The organism is Virgibacillus tibetensis (genome assembly GCF_036026595.1).
GTDB lineage: Bacteria > Bacillota > Bacilli > Bacillales > Amphibacillaceae > Virgibacillus_P > Virgibacillus_P tibetensis.
The window spans coordinates 136,935-153,119 of the sequence record NZ_JARZFX010000006.1 but is presented as its reverse complement, the minus strand read 5'-3'; the positions used below and the strand labels follow the sequence as shown (position 1 = coordinate 153,119).

The 16,185-nt window shown below is 40.4% G+C and carries 18 protein-coding genes; 2 read left to right on the top strand and 16 right to left on the bottom strand.

Annotated features, from left to right (window positions below; translation table 11 throughout):
- The first annotated feature begins 110 nt into the window (after window positions 1–110).
- Window positions 111–299: a putative motility protein gene (locus tag QGM71_RS13375; RefSeq protein ID WP_327608064.1), complete on the top strand. Its 189-nt coding sequence runs from the start codon at window positions 111–113 to the stop codon at window positions 297–299.
- A gap of 102 nt (window positions 300–401) precedes the next feature.
- On the opposite strand, the gene QGM71_RS13370 is transcribed toward QGM71_RS13375, so the two are convergent.
- Window positions 402–617, bottom strand: a complete 216-nt coding sequence (locus QGM71_RS13370; RefSeq protein WP_327608063.1) for a hypothetical protein — start codon at window positions 615–617, stop codon at window positions 402–404.
- A 238-nt stretch (window positions 618–855) separates the two neighbouring features.
- Window positions 856–1,275 (bottom strand): 3-hydroxyacyl-ACP dehydratase FabZ, encoded by a 420-nt coding sequence (gene fabZ / locus QGM71_RS13365; protein ID WP_327608062.1) that lies wholly within the window; start codon window positions 1,273–1,275, stop codon window positions 856–858.
- 170 nt (window positions 1,276–1,445) lie between these two features.
- Here fabZ and QGM71_RS13360 point away from each other — a divergent pair, with 170 nt between their 5' ends.
- Entirely contained in the window at window positions 1,446–1,592 is a 147-nt protein-coding gene (locus QGM71_RS13360) for a lmo0937 family membrane protein (RefSeq protein ID WP_327608061.1), read from the top strand.
- Between the two features lie 161 nt (window positions 1,593–1,753).
- On the opposite strand, the gene QGM71_RS13355 is transcribed toward QGM71_RS13360, so the two are convergent.
- From QGM71_RS13355 to QGM71_RS13290, 14 genes are all read right to left on the bottom strand, one after another.
- Window positions 1,754–2,125, bottom strand: coding sequence for a DNA-directed RNA polymerase subunit beta (locus QGM71_RS13355; protein ID WP_327608060.1), 372 nt, complete (start codon window positions 2,123–2,125; stop codon window positions 1,754–1,756).
- Between the two features lie 120 nt (window positions 2,126–2,245).
- A complete protein-coding gene (locus QGM71_RS13350) occupies window positions 2,246–3,076 on the bottom strand; it encodes a flagellar hook-basal body protein (protein WP_327608059.1) in 831 nt (276 codons plus the stop codon).
- Window positions 3,077–3,086: 10 nt separating this feature from the next.
- Window positions 3,087–3,890 (bottom strand): flagellar hook-basal body protein, encoded by an 804-nt coding sequence (locus tag QGM71_RS13345; protein WP_327608058.1) that lies wholly within the window; start codon window positions 3,888–3,890, stop codon window positions 3,087–3,089.
- Window positions 3,891–4,073: 183 nt separating this feature from the next.
- On the bottom strand, window positions 4,074–5,075 hold the full coding sequence (gene mreB / locus QGM71_RS13340) for a rod shape-determining protein (RefSeq protein ID WP_327608057.1): 1,002 nt from the start codon (window positions 5,073–5,075) through the stop codon (window positions 4,074–4,076).
- A gap of 322 nt (window positions 5,076–5,397) precedes the next feature.
- On the bottom strand, window positions 5,398–5,679 hold the full coding sequence (gene spoIIID, locus QGM71_RS13335) for a sporulation transcriptional regulator SpoIIID (protein WP_327608056.1): 282 nt from the start codon (window positions 5,677–5,679) through the stop codon (window positions 5,398–5,400).
- A gap of 551 nt (window positions 5,680–6,230) precedes the next feature.
- Window positions 6,231–6,353 (bottom strand): hypothetical protein, encoded by a 123-nt coding sequence (locus tag QGM71_RS13330; RefSeq protein WP_327608055.1) that lies wholly within the window; start codon window positions 6,351–6,353, stop codon window positions 6,231–6,233.
- Window positions 6,354–6,506: 153 nt separating this feature from the next.
- The gene (locus tag QGM71_RS13325; RefSeq protein ID WP_327608054.1) at window positions 6,507–7,520 is read right to left on the bottom strand and encodes an AimR family lysis-lysogeny pheromone receptor; all 1,014 of its coding nucleotides are present in this window, start codon (window positions 7,518–7,520) and stop codon (window positions 6,507–6,509) included.
- A 236-nt stretch (window positions 7,521–7,756) separates the two neighbouring features.
- Window positions 7,757–8,593, bottom strand: a complete 837-nt coding sequence (locus QGM71_RS13320; RefSeq protein ID WP_327608053.1) for a peptidoglycan DD-metalloendopeptidase family protein — start codon at window positions 8,591–8,593, stop codon at window positions 7,757–7,759.
- Window positions 8,594–8,841: 248 nt separating this feature from the next.
- Window positions 8,842–10,038: a stage II sporulation protein D gene (gene spoIID / locus QGM71_RS13315; RefSeq protein ID WP_327608052.1), complete on the bottom strand. Its 1,197-nt coding sequence runs from the start codon at window positions 10,036–10,038 to the stop codon at window positions 8,842–8,844.
- A gap of 235 nt (window positions 10,039–10,273) precedes the next feature.
- Window positions 10,274–11,281 carry an ABC transporter ATP-binding protein gene (locus QGM71_RS13310; RefSeq protein ID WP_327608108.1) on the bottom strand — a complete coding sequence of 336 codons (1,008 nt, stop codon included), beginning with the start codon at window positions 11,279–11,281 and terminating at the stop codon, window positions 10,274–10,276.
- Between the two features lies 1 nt (window position 11,282).
- Window positions 11,283–12,236 (bottom strand): C40 family peptidase, encoded by a 954-nt coding sequence (locus tag QGM71_RS13305; protein WP_327608051.1) that lies wholly within the window; start codon window positions 12,234–12,236, stop codon window positions 11,283–11,285.
- A 127-nt stretch (window positions 12,237–12,363) separates the two neighbouring features.
- Window positions 12,364–13,461 (bottom strand): dipeptide epimerase, encoded by a 1,098-nt coding sequence (locus tag QGM71_RS13300; RefSeq protein ID WP_327608050.1) that lies wholly within the window; start codon window positions 13,459–13,461, stop codon window positions 12,364–12,366.
- A gap of 18 nt (window positions 13,462–13,479) precedes the next feature.
- Window positions 13,480–14,397 (bottom strand): S66 peptidase family protein, encoded by a 918-nt coding sequence (locus QGM71_RS13295; protein WP_327608049.1) that lies wholly within the window; start codon window positions 14,395–14,397, stop codon window positions 13,480–13,482.
- Window positions 14,398–14,518: 121 nt separating this feature from the next.
- Window positions 14,519–16,177, bottom strand: coding sequence for a peptide ABC transporter substrate-binding protein (locus QGM71_RS13290; protein ID WP_327608048.1), 1,659 nt, complete (start codon window positions 16,175–16,177; stop codon window positions 14,519–14,521).
- Window positions 16,178–16,185: the final 8 nt, after the last annotated feature.

The following is a 16,185-nucleotide window of genomic DNA, read 5'->3' as shown; positions in this document are numbered from 1 at the left end:
GTAAAGCGGCTAGTTTTATACCCTCCTTTTAGTAAGAAGCCCCTTTAGTAACCTGACAAGTATGCTATACTGTCAGTAAGAATCAGGTTGCTAATAATGGAGGGTATCGAATGGATATTGCTGCACTATCTATTGGGATGGCTAATCAGCGGGTCCGCTCTGAAGCAGGCTTGGCTATCATGGGAAATGTGATGAATGTAATGGAACAGCAAGGGCTTCAATTAATGGAGATGCTCCAGCAGCCCATATCACCTGCTCCGCACCCATCTCTTGGTAAACAGGTTGATTTAAAAGGTTAAGTAGTACAAAAGCAGAACAATCTCAATACGCTTGAGTTTTGTTCTGCTTTTTGGTTGTCCATCTTCTAAAGCGTACCTTTAAAGATGATAGCTAGTAGTACACTACTGGTTCCCTTGACCGCCATCCATTTCGTTTTCATCTTGAAGTATACCATCGTCGCCTTCATTCATCCCGTTGCCGTTATTTTGATTATTTCCTTGATCTTGTTGTTGTTGATCTAGTGGAGCATCTTCTTCAACAGGATCTGTTCCACACGCAGCTACTAAGGAAATTGCCAACACAGATGCGCCTAATCTTAATAATATCTTTCTTTTCATAAAAGGTTTCCTCCTTTGAAATGTTCGCTATCGCCATTAGCTTAACCATTTGCAAAGAAGTGATACTTATTTTTTGTATTTTTTTTGACGTACTTATCCATCCGCTTTCCGTCGGCTATTTTATATTCTATTTCAAACGAAAGCTCTCTTCGTACAGATTTAGTTAACGACGCAGTGTGCGGTAAGCCGTAAGCCTGAGAAAAATCCCCTTTAATTAAAAAGAGGATTTATTTTTAAATTATTTAATTGCAAATGTAATTTCTGCTTCACAGGCAATTTCTCCATCTACCGTCGCGATTCCTTTACCTTTACCGATAGGTCCCTTCATTCTGGTGATCTCAACTTCCAATTTCAGCTGATCTCCCGGTCTTACCTGACGTTTGAATCGACATTTGTCCACTCCTGCCAAAAAACCTAATTTACCTTTATTTTCTTCTATCCCCAGTACTGCGATCGCGCCTACTTGTGCGAGTGCTTCAACAATTAATACACCAGGCATTACTGCATATTCTGGAAAGTGCCCTTGAAAGAAAGGTTCATTTGCTGACACATTTTTAAGACCTGCTACCCGTTTTCCTTCTTCCATTTCCGTCACCTTGTCCACTAATAAAAATGGGTAACGATGTGGAATAATTTCTTTAATTTGTTCAATATCCATTTTATCTCTCCTTCAGCATCACTGTGGTACAGCAGCAAGAACTGCTTCTCTATACATTATAACAAAGATATGTTTCATACTAAGTAAAAAGAGGTAATAATTAACTACAGCCCAGGTTATGTTTTTCAACAAAGATAATAATTTTAGTTGCCGAAAGGAGGATTTAAATAATGCTTTGGACCATTCTTTTAATTTTATTAATTATGTGGGCACTTGGCTTTGGTTTTGAAATTGCAGGTAATCTGATACACATCTTACTTGTAATTGCTTTGATTGTTTTAATTGTTCGTTTATTTACAGGTAGACGAGTCCCTTAAATAGCATCCCGTTTATCACTGTTTGCTTCCCGTACATCGCGGGCGAGTCGATGTAGCCACAGTTCTATATTTTTGTGTCGAATCAACAATATAGAAAACAGCCATTACTAAAAAGCATTTCACCTTTTACAGGTGAAATGCTTTTCTATAGGAAGTACGCTTTACTGTGGTTTTGTAACAATGTCAATAATATGCTGCCATGTGTCTTTTTTCAAGGCGTCACTTGGAGTACCATCACCAATTACACCATAACCAATCATTAATCCAGCTATTAAAGCAGCTGCACAAAATAGAAGAACGACAATCACACGAAGCCAGATCGGAAATATACGAAGTCTCGGCCTTCTGTTGCTTCTCTTTTCTTCTTTCTGTTTACGTTTTTGTTCTTTTCTTGTTTGTTTTTCTGTTGTGGAAGTAGCAGATGCCTGCTCATTTTTTTTTGCAGACTTCTTAGCAGCAGTATTTCTCTCCTGCTTCTGCTTTTTACGTGTCTGCTTTTCAACACCTGTTTTTTCTGCTTGTTTTGTGGTCATGGTTTTGTTTCTCCTTATTTCCTGAAAAAAATACATGGATCAATTTTTTACGTTCTTTTTTTATAACCTTAGGAATACTAGATAGATTTTATCACAGTAAACGATCTCATATCTAGTATTTTAACGCAATTGATTTATTAATCCCTGCATTTGATCTCCCATAGAAATAGTTCTTGCATTATATTGGTAAGACCGTTGGGCCATAATCATATCTGTCATCTGCTGTGAAATATCCACATTAGAGCTCTCTAACGCGCCGCTTTTCAATACGTTTGTATTCTGGGCAGCAGCCTGAATGATTTCACCCATGTTATAGCCCAGTTCAGCCAAATCAGGTAATCGGAATGCATTCTGTCCAGCAGATTCCAGTAGACGTGGTCGAACAGCTTCAACTACAGCTATGTTACCGGCAATCTCCGTTTGGTTGCCACGCTCTACGCTGATTTGTCCGTTGGCGTTGATAGTAATGGAATCAAAACCTTCTGCAATGACGATCGGCCCATTTTCTCCTAAGACAGGATTCCCATCACCTGTTGTAAGCATGACAGACTGATTATTATTAACCGGGTTCAGGTAAAATGCTCCATCACGTGTATAGCGTGTTTCCTGCACATCATTTTCAGTTACTTGAATTTGAAAGAAATGATTTTCACCAAGTAAGGCTGTATCCAGTACCCTTCCCGTCTCTGCTATTGCTCCCAAAGAAAAATTACTGTTCACAGATCCAAGCTTAGCTCCTGAACCGATGCGCACACCATCTGGAGTAAGGCGACCTTCCGCGTTGGCTGGATCTGTCATATTATTAATTTGCTGAAATAACAATGAAGAAAAGTCTGCCTGGCGATGTTTATAGCCTGTTGTTTGGGTGTTCGCCATGTTCTGACCAATTAAATCCAGCTTATTCTGAAGTTGATTCATTGTAACTGCTGCTTGTATCATCGTTCTTGACATAAGATCCCCCCTAGCCGAGTCGGCCTATTTCACTAACTGCCTTCCCCATACTCTCATCATACGCTTTTAAAACACGCTGATTTGTTTCAAACATGCGGTAGGATTCCATCATTTGTGTCATTGATTGCAGAGAGTCCACATTAGATTGTTCTAAAAATCCCTGTTGGACGGTAAAGGTAGCACCTGCAGGCACAGCACCGGCTTCTCCGTTGAAAAGGTCATTTCCCTCTTTCACGAAATCATTCGCGTTATCCGTATAGGCAATACCCAGTAGAATTGCCTGATCTTCTGTTTGAAGGAAACCGTCCTGTGTAACGATAAATTCCATACCATCTGTCTGGATTTGATTACCAGCCTGATCCAAAACATAATAGCCCTGGTTTGTAACCAATGCTCCTTGCCCATCCACCGTGAAATTACCATTTCTAGTGTAGCGCACTTCTCCAGCCTCATTTTGCACTGTAAAAAACAGACTTCCTGTTTCGTCTGGTATAACACCATTTACCAATGCCATATCTGTTGTAAGTCCTGTTTCTCTAACATCACCCTGAACATAGTTTGGTGCTGTTTCATGTACGTATACGCCTGTGTTCAATGATCCAATTGGATTTTGAACAGGTAAGTTAATCCCTTGTGTTGTCGGAATGTTCTTTTTTCCCATTTGTTGAATCAGCATTTCCGGAAATGCACGTAAGGATGCCTGATCCGCTTTATATCCAGGTGTATTTGCATTAGCAATATTATTTGATAATGCTTCCTGATGACGCTGCTGTGCAATCATTCCACTCGCTGCAGTATAAAAACCTCTTAACAAGACGCTTCCCTCCTTTATGAATTTTTCTATTATCAGGTTTATTTTTTAAAAATCCGGGTAATATCTGACTAGATGTCATTTGACGTTTTTTAAATACGCAGGCTGATCAGCGCAGTACCGGTTCATCCTTCCCATCTTCCTGCAGTGAAAGTTTCGTAAGCAGACTGGAAAGTCCGGGAAGTATTAAACGACTCGCCTGCGTTCAACTTTGTCAATATTTTCAAGCATAATTCCCGTTCCTCTGGCTACACAATTCATTGGCTCGTCAGCCATAAATACAGGAACCTTAAGTTCTGCCGCCAGTAGCTGATCAATTCCATGAATTAATGCTCCACCGCCTGTTAAAATAACACCCCGGTCAATAATATCCGCAGACAGTTCGGGTGGTGTACGCTCGAGCACGGTTTTGGCACCTTGTACGATTAATGAGACAGATTCTCGTAAAGCCGCTTCGATCTCATCTGAATATACCGTGATTGTCCGTGGAAGTCCGCTTACCATATCGCGGCCGCGAATATCCATTTCTTCTTTACGCGCATCTTTAAACACCGTTGCTACATTGATTTTAATATCTTCAGAAGTACGTTCTCCAATTAGAAGCTTATACTTCTTTTTTATGTATTGAAGAATCTCTACATCAAATTTATCACCGGCCATTTTAATGGATTCCGAAGTAACAATGTCGCCCATTGAAAGTACAGCAACATCTGTCGTTCCGCCACCAATGTCAACAACCATATTACCACTTGGCTGGAAAATTTCCATTCCTGCTCCAATTGCAGCAACTTTCGGCTCTTCTTCCAGATAGATCTTCTTTCCTCCGGATTTTTCAGCCGCTTCTTTAATCGCTTTTTGCTCTACTTTTGTAATATTTGTCGGACAGCAAATAAGCATTCTGGGCTTCGACAGAAATCCTTTAACTCTTATTTTATTTATAAAATGTTTTAACATCGCTTCTGTTACATCAAAGTCTGCTATAACTCCGTCCTTTAGTGGACGAATGGCTTCAATATTTCCTGGTGTACGTCCAACCATACGACGTGCTGCTTCCCCGACTTCCAAAACTTTACCAGTATGGCGGTCCATGGCAACAACGGCTGGTTCGTTCAAAACAATACCTTTACCTTTTACATGAATTAAAACGTTGGCAGTTCCAAGGTCAATTCCAATATCCCTAGAAAACATGGGTACATATCCTCCTAGCCTTAATTGCTATCTCGCATTTAAACATCATGCTACTAATATTATATTTTACCACAAATCTCTACAATTAACTGCCATTTTTTGAAAAAACGGCGAGGAATTTATAATCGTAAAAAAGGCTTATTCAGCATCTAGTTCTGTGCTGCAACAAAATGCGTTTCCGTACTGCTGTACTTATATTAAGCTGTATCCTAAGAACCCACCTGTGGCAGGTGGGTTCTTAGGATCAGGCGGATGTATTACATCTTCATTTTTTATCCTTGAATGAGGCAGCACCTCCTTACAAGAATTCGTCCCAGCTCTGTTATCCGACTGGCTTGACTTCATTTTTTTCAGACGTGTCCAGTTTGTACTTTTTCCTGGTTGCTTCTCCTCCACGGAGATGACGGATTGCTTTGTGGTACTCCAGTATTTCCTTTACCTGATTTGCCAGTTCAGGATTGATTTCTGGTAAGCGTTCTGTCAGATCTTTGTGGACTGTGCTTTTTGAAACACCAAATTCTTTAGCTATCATTCGGACGGTTTTTCTTGTCTCCACAACATAATTTCCTATCCTGATAGTTCTTTCTTTGATGTAATCGTGCACACCATTCGCCTCCCTAAGTTGGATATTTCCGAGGTGTGGTTTGAGACAAGGCGTTAATTTTGTTGTGACTTACCTAGCTATGGCAGATTTTCAAGGAACAGCGAAATGACTATGTAATTTAACTAGGCTTCTTCTTCTTTCACCTATATTCCGATAGTTGCAAAGGACGCAGATAGTAGTACATAAAGAGATCGATTAGTTGTGTCTGTAAATTTAAAGTCACACAAGCTCTCACCTCAGACATTTCTGAATGCTTGGTTTGTAACATTTTATTAACAAGCAGGTGTGTTTATGATTAAATTTACATCTTAAGGAAATGCGGACAAGAAGTATTTTATGAAAGAACTGTGATGGAAGGGAAACACATGTTGTGATGAAACAAGTAATGGAACCCACTGTATCAAGGAAAAGCAGTTTAAAATCTATATAAAGAGGTTCAACTTTTTCTTTCTTTTAAAAGTGAATAAAATTTTATTTTATACTTTTACTAAAATGGTACTGTAATCTGATTATGCACTAACTTTAAAATATTCCCCAGGTGGTAAAATATGTTAATCGATATCCCCCAGCCCTGGATCTTTAAGAATAATTTTTTCGTTAAGTAGTGGCTCTGGAGTTAGAAGTACTAAAAATACAATTGCAAAAATCAATAAAAAAGATGCAAATCTTTTCATTTTCTTTCCTCCTCATCAATTTTTTTACAGTTATTGAAAAAGTTAAACACTCTTATATATTTAATTGATTATTGCTTGTGTTGTAGAAATCTTTGAGTTGGTTGGTTAGAGGGGAAATTACAGCAATTTCCCCGGTTTGACAGCACTTGATTTTCAGTGCTTGAAGTTTTTTAACGCATTCAGTGGTAACCTGCTGAAGAAGTAGTCACTTCTTTTTTCAATGAAGTTTGTGTATGACTGAAGAAGGAGGTTTTTATCCTGTTTTGCTAAACCCATATAATATTCCTTAAACGGGCTGTCTATGGATACTTTTTTAAGTATGGCTAATGCTTTTGCATTATTCCCCTTCGCAATTTCAATATGTGCTTGTTCACTTTCGTCCGTCGAAGTAATTCCTTCCACTCGATTAAAGTGAGCTGATAAAAAGGGGATATTGCGTTGTTCTATTAGATGAATGTTAGCAGTAAGATTATGCTTTTTTGATAATTTCAGTGCTTCATTTAAATGAAACATACCCTGTTGATAGGTATCAAACGTATAAGAAACTCCCAGCTTGATATGTGTATTTACCTTCGTTCTCGTATTCGTTGTATGATTCAATATTCGGTAGGCATATTTTCTCGCCATTATTAACTCATTCCTGGTCAAGTAATAGGTTAAGAGAAGCTGATATAACCGTATATTAAAGTACGATATCAGCAGTTTGTCATCTATTGACTCAAATAATTTCGGCTGTACCGCTAAAAAGTTTCCTATGTTGCTGAATTCATTCATCTGATAAAATACTGTAACTCTTGCAAATTCAATTAAACAGACTAGTTCAGGTTCATCGGAGCTAAATTGATTTATACGGTGAAATAATTCCTGGGGGGTATATCGATTGAGTCTTCGGTCAATGAAGATTTGGTAGATGGCTGCCCATTCTCTATTAGAACAGTGCATTGACTCATTATTTTTATCAATCAACTGCTGAAGTTCACCATAAAATCCGTTAATATACAAAAATTCCATACCCTTTTTTTGAATATCATATGAAGTTGATTGCAGACAATAATTTCTCAAGAGCTCTATAACCGTTTGGTCTGTATGTTCCTGTGATAAAGTTTCCATTAGCTGCTCTAATGTTAGCTCATCTCTATTTGACATGTTCAGCGTAGATAAAAGCATGGGGGGCTCCTTTCCTGTAATAAAAGCAAGCTACAATCTATTAATTTAAATCAACAAAATCGTATATTTATTATTCACTATAATACCATAATTTTTGATAAAAACAGGAACTTTCTTTCGACAAATTATGCAAATTTATGAATAGTTATAGAAAACAAAAGAGAACCCAAGCCATAAGGCTGGGTTCCTCTCGTTATTATTCATTTTGGTTAAAACCATCAGATGAATGTACTTGCTTATTCATCTGACTCTTCATCTTCACCAATGGAATCTTCCTCTGGCGTTTCTTCTTCACCTGGGTCTTCCTCTAGCATATCCGAATGCTCGTCTTCTTCAACCTCAGAATTTTCACTTGCCTCAGCTTCTTCTGCATTACTATCCAGGCTGCTGACAGGCTGATTAAAGTATAATTCTGGATTCATGTGGTTGCCATCTTTTCTTAATTCGAAATAGACGTGTGTTCCACTGTCCTTCCCAAACAAGTTCTTTCCTGCACTACCTAATACTTCGCCCTGTTTTACCTTCGCACCAGCTTTTACTTGAACCTCACCTAGGCTTGCGTAATAAGTCATCACTTCGTTCTGATGTGATATAACTACTACATTACCTAATAACGGATCCTCTTTAACTTCAGTAACGGTACCAGTTAATGCGGCAACTACCTCAAACGCCTCGTCATCGGCTGCTGCAATATCAACACCTGTACTTTGATAATAGCGGTTGTTATAAAGAACCAAAGCATTTTCCTGGTCCTCCTGGTCTGCGTTGTAATCATAGAATTTAGTTACGATTTCTGCTTGATCTCTGTCCAATACAGGCATTTGTATTACCTCTTGCTGCTCCATTACTGATTGTGCATCTTCATCTGCAGGATGTGGGCTGAATTCATCGCTGGCTTCCTGACTTTCCTCCCGATCAAGTACCTCTGGAATTTGATTATCCAGATTCTGATACCATACGACCACTGACAGTAGAAGTGCGGCAATTGTTAAATAAACTGCTGGGAAAAACCACTTTTTCCGGAAAATGCGGCTCCACTTATTTTTTGAAGCACCATTGTTTTCCTCATTCATAAGATCATCACCTCAACAATCATTCTGATCAGAAAAAGGAAATTCTATACATCTTATGAAAAAAAATTTTCTTTTTCATGCATTATTTCTCAAAAACAGGGCAAATTAAATGATTATTTCCGCAAAAACAGCTCTATTGAATAAGGAATATACTAAACTTTAATCTTGTAGTTTGCCAGGAAGTACTTCTGCTGTTAGCTGGTTGATCAATTAGTTGCTGCGGATTATAACAATGAAAAAACCCTCGTTTATTTTGATACGAGGGTTGGTGCAGTATCGGTAACCGTACTTACTTCTACATCCTGGTAGTAATAATCCACTATTTCAAGATAGGTTTTACCTTCTTTGGCCATTCCATTTGCGCCGTATTGACTCATTCCGATGCCATGCCCATAGCCTTTAGTTGTGAAAATTAAATGATCATTTCTTTGTTTAATGGTGAAGTCGCTTGATTGCAATTCTAGTTTTTCCCGAACCGCTCTTCCAGAAAACGTGTGGCCGTTTATAATTAATTCATTCACTCGATCACTGCTTGTTTTCGTTACTTCAATAGGAAGTGGCAGCTTCGCTGGAAGGTCTATTTCTAATGCATTTTCCACATCTGCTATCGAGAATACTTGCTGATCTAGAAACTTTGGTGACTCCTCATCCCAATGACTTTTTACACTGCGCAGGTAGGGGAGCTCATTTTCCCAGTAATCTTCTGAGTTTTCGGTGAATCCATTGCTTGTGGAGAAAAATGCCGGAAAGATTGGTGTGCTGTTATGGGTAATAATTTCACCCTCAGTGGCTGCTACTGCTTCTCTTATTTTTCTCATATTGTTTGTATAATTGCTTCCCCATTCTTTTTGTAATTCCTGCTCGTTTCTGAAGACCTGATCATTTACTGTATCTGTTAAGTCATAGTTTTTACTGTTATTATCCTGGAGTAAAAGGTACAGCGTATATGTTCTTGCCGCGATTGCTTGCGCCTTTAATGCTTCTATTTCAAAGTTTGGCGGCATTTCAGATGCAACAACACCCGCAATATACGTTTCCAATGGCACATCTTCAACCGTGTCGGATACATCCCGCATGACAGCTACTGAAAATGGGGATGGATCATTGCCAGCTGTATACTCCTGTTCCTTTTCTAAAGTAGTGCCTTGAACTTCTTCATCCTTCCCAAATGGGATGACTATTAAGGTAGGGATAACCAGAATAATGATAATCAAGCTAGACAACAGAAAAATTGCCGGGACCTTCCATGCTGTTATTTTTCTGTTAAAATAGTATGGTTTCTTATGCTTGGATGGTTTGATTTCTTTTAGACCAGGGCTTCCTGCAGGTGCTGCTGATTTCATTGCGTTTGCTTTTTGTCTTAATTTAATTTGTGTGAGCGTAGAAGGTTTCTTTTTTTTCCATGCCTTCGGACGAGAACTGGAATGATATTTATGATTTCTCATGGATTTCCCCCTTGTTATAGGATTTATGCTTCCTTCTCTAGCATCCCTACTATTAAACTTATACAAAAAGAGAAATAAATAGACCACTATAATTAAAAAAAACCTACATATTGCTAGCAATCAGCAACAGATAGGTTTATACGAGTGAATTTTAAAAAATGTTATCCTGTGAGGACTCTTTATCATCAAGCTCATCAAGCCCTGTCCTCTTTAAGTGCCTTAAGTGCTTGATCTATTATTTCACACCAGCTAAGTTTCTAGCTTTCTCTGTATCTTCCAGATTCTCATCATATAAATGGCAGGCAACATAATGATCTTGCTCTACTTCCTGCCATGTTGGGTTTTTCAAGGAGCAGACCTCCATCGCCATCGGACACCTGGTACGGAAAACACAGCCGCTTGGCGGATTAATAGGGCTTGGCAGATCCCCTTCTAAAATAATGCGTTCCCTGCTTTCCTCAATATCCGGATCGGGAATGGGAATGGCAGATAGTAATGCTTGGGTATAGGGGTGCAATGGTTTTTCGTACAGCTGAGCACTTTCTGTAAGCTCCATCATGTTCCCTAAATACATAACACCGATTCGATCTGAAATCTGCTTAACCATTGACAGATCATGTGCTATGAACAGGAAGGTAAGTCCCTTTTCCTGTTGTATTTCTTTTAATAGATTTACTACCTGTGCCTGAACAGATACATCCAAGGCGGAAATTGGTTCATCGGCAATGATGAAATCCGGATCTAATGCCAATGCTCGGGCGATGCCGATACGCTGACGTTGCCCACCACTGAATTCATGAGGATAGCGATTTGCGTGATCACGGTTCAGACCAACTTCCTCCAGCAGCTGGTAGACTCGGTTAAGCTGCTGTCGCTTATCCTTATATAACCCGTGGACTTCCATTGGTTCAGAGATGACCTCTTTTACTGTTGAACGTGGATTTAGAGATGCATATGGGTCCTGAAAAATCATTTGCATGTTGCGATAGTATGAAAACTTTTCCTTCTCAGTTAACTCATGCACATTTCTCCCATCGTAAATAACATCCCCATCCGTTTTATCATAAAGCCCGAGGATCGTACGTCCTATTGTCGATTTACCGCAGCCGGATTCTCCTACCAGTCCAAATGTTTCTCCTTTATTCACATGAAAGCTTACATCATTAACAGCTTGTAAAACCTGGCCTTTTCCTACTACAAAATGCTTTTTCAGGTTACGTATTTGCAATATTTTTTCATCCATATTATTTCTCCCCTGCTCTGTTCCAATAACGTCTAGCGGCACAGAGCTCTTTTTCATAGATCGTACCTTCTAAGCTGACAATCTCTATTCCTTTTCCTGTCTGTGGCGAATGGAGCATTTTCCCATCACCATAATAAATCCCAACATGATGGAGCTTTCCCTTTCCTTCTTCATAAGCAAAGAACACAAGATCTCCCGGTAAGAGCTGATCAAAGGGCACTTCCACACCCGCATCCGCCTGGTCACCTGCATCGCGGGGAATCTGATAGCCATTGGCCTTATGTGCAGCATACGCCAGCCCTGAACAGTCAAAGCCAAATGACGTCATCCCGCCCCAGAAGTAATCCAGGCCTGTGTATGGTTCTCCTGCTTTTACTATATCCTCTCCGGTACCTTTATCGATTCCTGTATCCGTTGGAAATAACAGAACGGCCTCTTGCGGCAAGTAACTTCTGCCATGGGGCGTTTTTACTTCCACACGATCTGCATGTACCTCAGCTACCGGCAAAAAAGTCATGTAGCTGAGCTTCACTTGTTTTTCACCGTTCTCTGCTTCCAACCAGGCTTTATCCTGTATAACCGTTGCTGTCGTCGGACCTTTCCAGTCTGCCTTAGTCACTTGTGTTAATTGCCCTAACGGTACCCATCCCGGGTAACCACGTTCATCTTTCTTTGACGGCTGGGAAGGTACAACTACATGTGCCCAATTATCTATTATCTCCGTTACGAGAACAGGTTCTCCGTAAACCAGTTGGGATTGCACCCGGTTTTCATTGCATAGTGCCAGGCTGGTTTCGTAGGTTAATTCATCTAGCCATTTATCTATATTGCTGGGGTTTTCTGTTCCCGGTAAATCAATCTCCCTCGCAGACTCTTTTGATGTCCAAATGGTTGCTACTTGAACGGCAGTCACCCACATCTGCTCTGGGAAAATATCAACTGTCTGATTCGTCATTTTCGGTGTGCTCCTTTCGTGATTATGTTTTGTCCCTGTTGTTTGGCAGCCAAGTTTGGTGAGGCGGTCGGTCGATTTGGCGGCGTGCACCTTCCGTTTCAGCCCCTAACTCCCCGCCCGTTCACGCTTAGTCCACAATATATGTCGAATCTATTCCTGTAATCCCCATTCCCAATCTGCTGCCTATTTCTATCTTTCTACCTTTATACTGAATTCCGCCACCCTCGATTAAATCACCTGACAGCATTAATGGTGCGTCGAAGTCATATCTTGTGACATTTGGCTGGCTTGCTGCAAAGTGGGCTGCGGCTGTAATGCCGATTTTGGTTTCTATCATACTTCCAACCATGCATTCTACGCCATAACTGGCTGCCAGCTCAGCAATCTTAAGTGCTTGGTGAATACCGCCGGATTTCATTAATTTTATATTAATTAAGTCCGCCGCACCACATTCCAGCACCCGCTTTGCATCCTGCGGGGAAAACACACTTTCATCAGCCATGATCGGTGTATCGGTATTTGCCGTTACATATTTCAGGCCTTCGATATCATCGGCCCTCACTGGTTGTTCAATTAACTCAATAGTTAAGCCAAGCTCTTCCATTTTGCGAATCGCCTGCACCGCTTCCTTTGCTTTCCAGCCTTGGTTGGCATCGAGACGGATCAATGTGTCTGCGCCAATTTGATTGCGGATTGCTTTGATCCGCTGAATATCTGTCTCAATCAGATCTTTTCCGACCTTTACCTTTAATACAGTAAATCCATCATCTATATACTTTTGCGCATCGCTTGCCATCTCTTCCGGACTGTTTACACTTACTGTATAATCTGTTTCAATGGAGTTCGTATAGCCTCCGAGGAAATTTGTAAGTGGCATGTTAGCCTGCTGTGATATACAGTCATACAGCGCCATATCAATAGCTGCCTTTGCACTCGTATTGCCTACCACACTGCGATGGATTTTTTCAAACACACGCTCACGATATAAAAGCGATTCTCCGATCAGGAGCGGTTTGAAAATTCCCTTAATCACATAGTCGATACTTTCAAGACTGTCTCCTGTGATCACATGGGTTGGTGGTGCTTCCCCCCAACCAATTATGCCACTTTCACAGGTGACTTTTACTATAATGGATTCTGCTGTCATGACTGTTCTAAGTGCTGTTTTAAAAGGGGTGTGTAATGGAATTGCTGTTCGAAATGTTTCGATGTTTTGTATAGTCATCGTCTTACCTCCATCACGTTAATAAATGCCTGCTTCAATAGTCATTAATTTTTCTTTTGTTGACAGTTTTGCTTTGGCTCCTAAAGGCACAGCGAAGTGTGGCATACAGTGACCAATTTTAAATCCGGCGAGCACTGGTCCCGGCAGTTCAGCCAGATAATCCTGAAACACCTGATCCAGTGTCAGGCTCGAATCTACGGTTGGTTCCGCGTCAGCGAAATCGCCAACAATAATTCCTGCAGCATCCGTCAGTTTTCCAGCCAGTTTTAATTGATTTAACATTCCATCGATCCGGTAAGGCTCTTCGAAAATATCTTCAATAATTAGCAGTTTACCTTTCGTATCAATTTCGTAAGGCGTTCCGAGTGAACTTACAAGTAACGAGAGGTTGCCGCCAACCAGCTCTCCCTTTGCAGTACCCGGAGCAATCACTTTTAATGGGGAAATCTTCTCGGTGTAGTCATATGTTTTCGGTTCAAAAAGCTGTTGAAACATTTCTGCAGAAAGCTCGTCAAAATCTTCTTTGCCGATATCCGAAGCAAGCATTGGACCATGAAATGTAACCAGACCGGTAGCTTGGCGGATAGCAGTATGTAAATATGTAATGTCACTGTATCCCCAAATAATTTTCGGGTTTTTTTTAATCAACTCATAATCCAGATTTGGCGCAAGTCTCCCTGTTCCATAGCCACCACGGGCAAAAATAATTGCTTTTATCGCTGGGTCGCCAATCATATCATGTAAATCTTCCAACCGTTCTTTATCCGTACCTGCTAAATAACCATGAGTCTTTTCGATATGCTTTCCCAGTTTTACATGGAGTCCCATTTTTTCAAAAAAAGGAATGGCATGCTTTAATTTGTTCTGATCTGGTGGACCGGCTGGGGCTGTTACACCAATAGTGTCGCCTTTGCTTAAACGTGCAGGGCGTAACATGAACATCCCTCCTCATTCTATTGAGCCATCGTGTTCGTTTATTGTTATGTATGGAAAAAGGAGCGGCTCATATACTTTCGCAGATGAGCCATTCCCCTAGTAATTTTTTTACTTTTTAATCTTAGTTTTTATCTGCATATTTCAAGTCAAAATAACCAACTGGATGACGTAAAATTCCAGTCACACCATCTGCATGCAACACAACGTTATTATAGTAACGGATAGGTGTTGCTACCATTTCATCAGCAAGCATTTGCTCTGCTTCATATAAATACTCCCAACGCTTTTCTTCGTCGACTTCCGATTTCCCATTAGCAATCAACTCATCATATTCCTCACTGGAAAAGCCAGTACGGTTCATGTATGAATCTGTGATAAAGCTTTCCAGGAAGTTAACTGGGTCATTGTAGTCATTAATAAATGAACTACGGGATAATTGAAGCTCTAAATTCTGCTGGGCTTCTGCAAACACATTCCATTCCTGATTTTCAAGCGATACTTCCACACCAAGGTGCTCTGTGAACATATCCTGCAGTGTTTCAGCTACTGATTTATTCAAGTCACTTGTATTGTACGATAAGGCGATAGATGGTAATTCATCGTATCCTTCTTCTTCCATACCTTCTTCAAGCAAGCTCTGAGCTTTTTCCGGATCAAATCCTACTAGCTCTCCATTTGCTTCACGGAAATCGTCACCTGTAGGTCCTGTAAATCCTGGGTTAATGTAGCCATATGCTGGTTCTACCCCATTTTTTACAACATATTCAGCAATATCATCTCTGTTTATTGCGTAAGAAAACGCCTGTCTGATCTTCTTATTCTGGAAAGGTTCCTCTGTAACATTAAAACGGAAGAATTCCAATCCGCCACGATCACCAATAAAGACATTATCACCGTCAATCAACTCATCAGATAACTCTGGTGGGATTGCTGATGTATCAAGGTCTCCACTTTGAAACATTTGATACGAGGTATTGCTGTCATTAACCATTGCCCAGTGGATCTTATCTAAATTTACAGATCCTGCATCCCAGTACTCTTCATTTCTGGCAAATACCATTTCACTGTCATGATCCCATGACTCAAGCATGAATGGGCCATTTGCTACAAATGAGTCTGCTTCTGTATGCCAATCAGGGTTTTCCTGGGCTACCTGATGGTTTATCGGGAAGAATGCTGGATTCGTTAACAGATCCAGGAAGTATCCCGTTGGTGCTTCCAATACAACTTCCAATGTTTTCTCATCAACTGCAGTTACGTTCACATCATCTACTGAACCTTCCCCACTGTTGTATGCTTCTCCACCTTCTACCGTGTAAGCAAGGAATGCTGCTGGAGATGCTGTCTCTGGATCAAGCATATGCTTCCACGCATAGACGAAGTCTTCTGCTACTAATGGGTCTCCATTTGACCAGTTCGCATCTTCTCGGATATGGAACGTGTAAGTCAACCCATCATCTGAAACATCCCATGACTCTGCTGCGCCTTCTTTGGCAACATGATCTTCATCCAAGCGAGTTAGACCTTCCATTAAGTTGTTTAATGGATCCCATGAAACACTATCAAAACCGATAGATGGGTCAAACGATGTAGGTTCTTCAGAGTTATTCAACTTGAGTACCTTTTCTCCATCAGCTGTTTCTGTACCTTCTGAATCCTCATCCGTTTCTTCCGTTTCCGGGTCATCAGCAGGCTCTTGTCCAGCGTCCTCGCCAGCTGTACAAGCTGCAAGAACAGCAATTGTTAACGCTGCGAGTAGTAATAATAAAAACTTTTTCATCCTTTTTT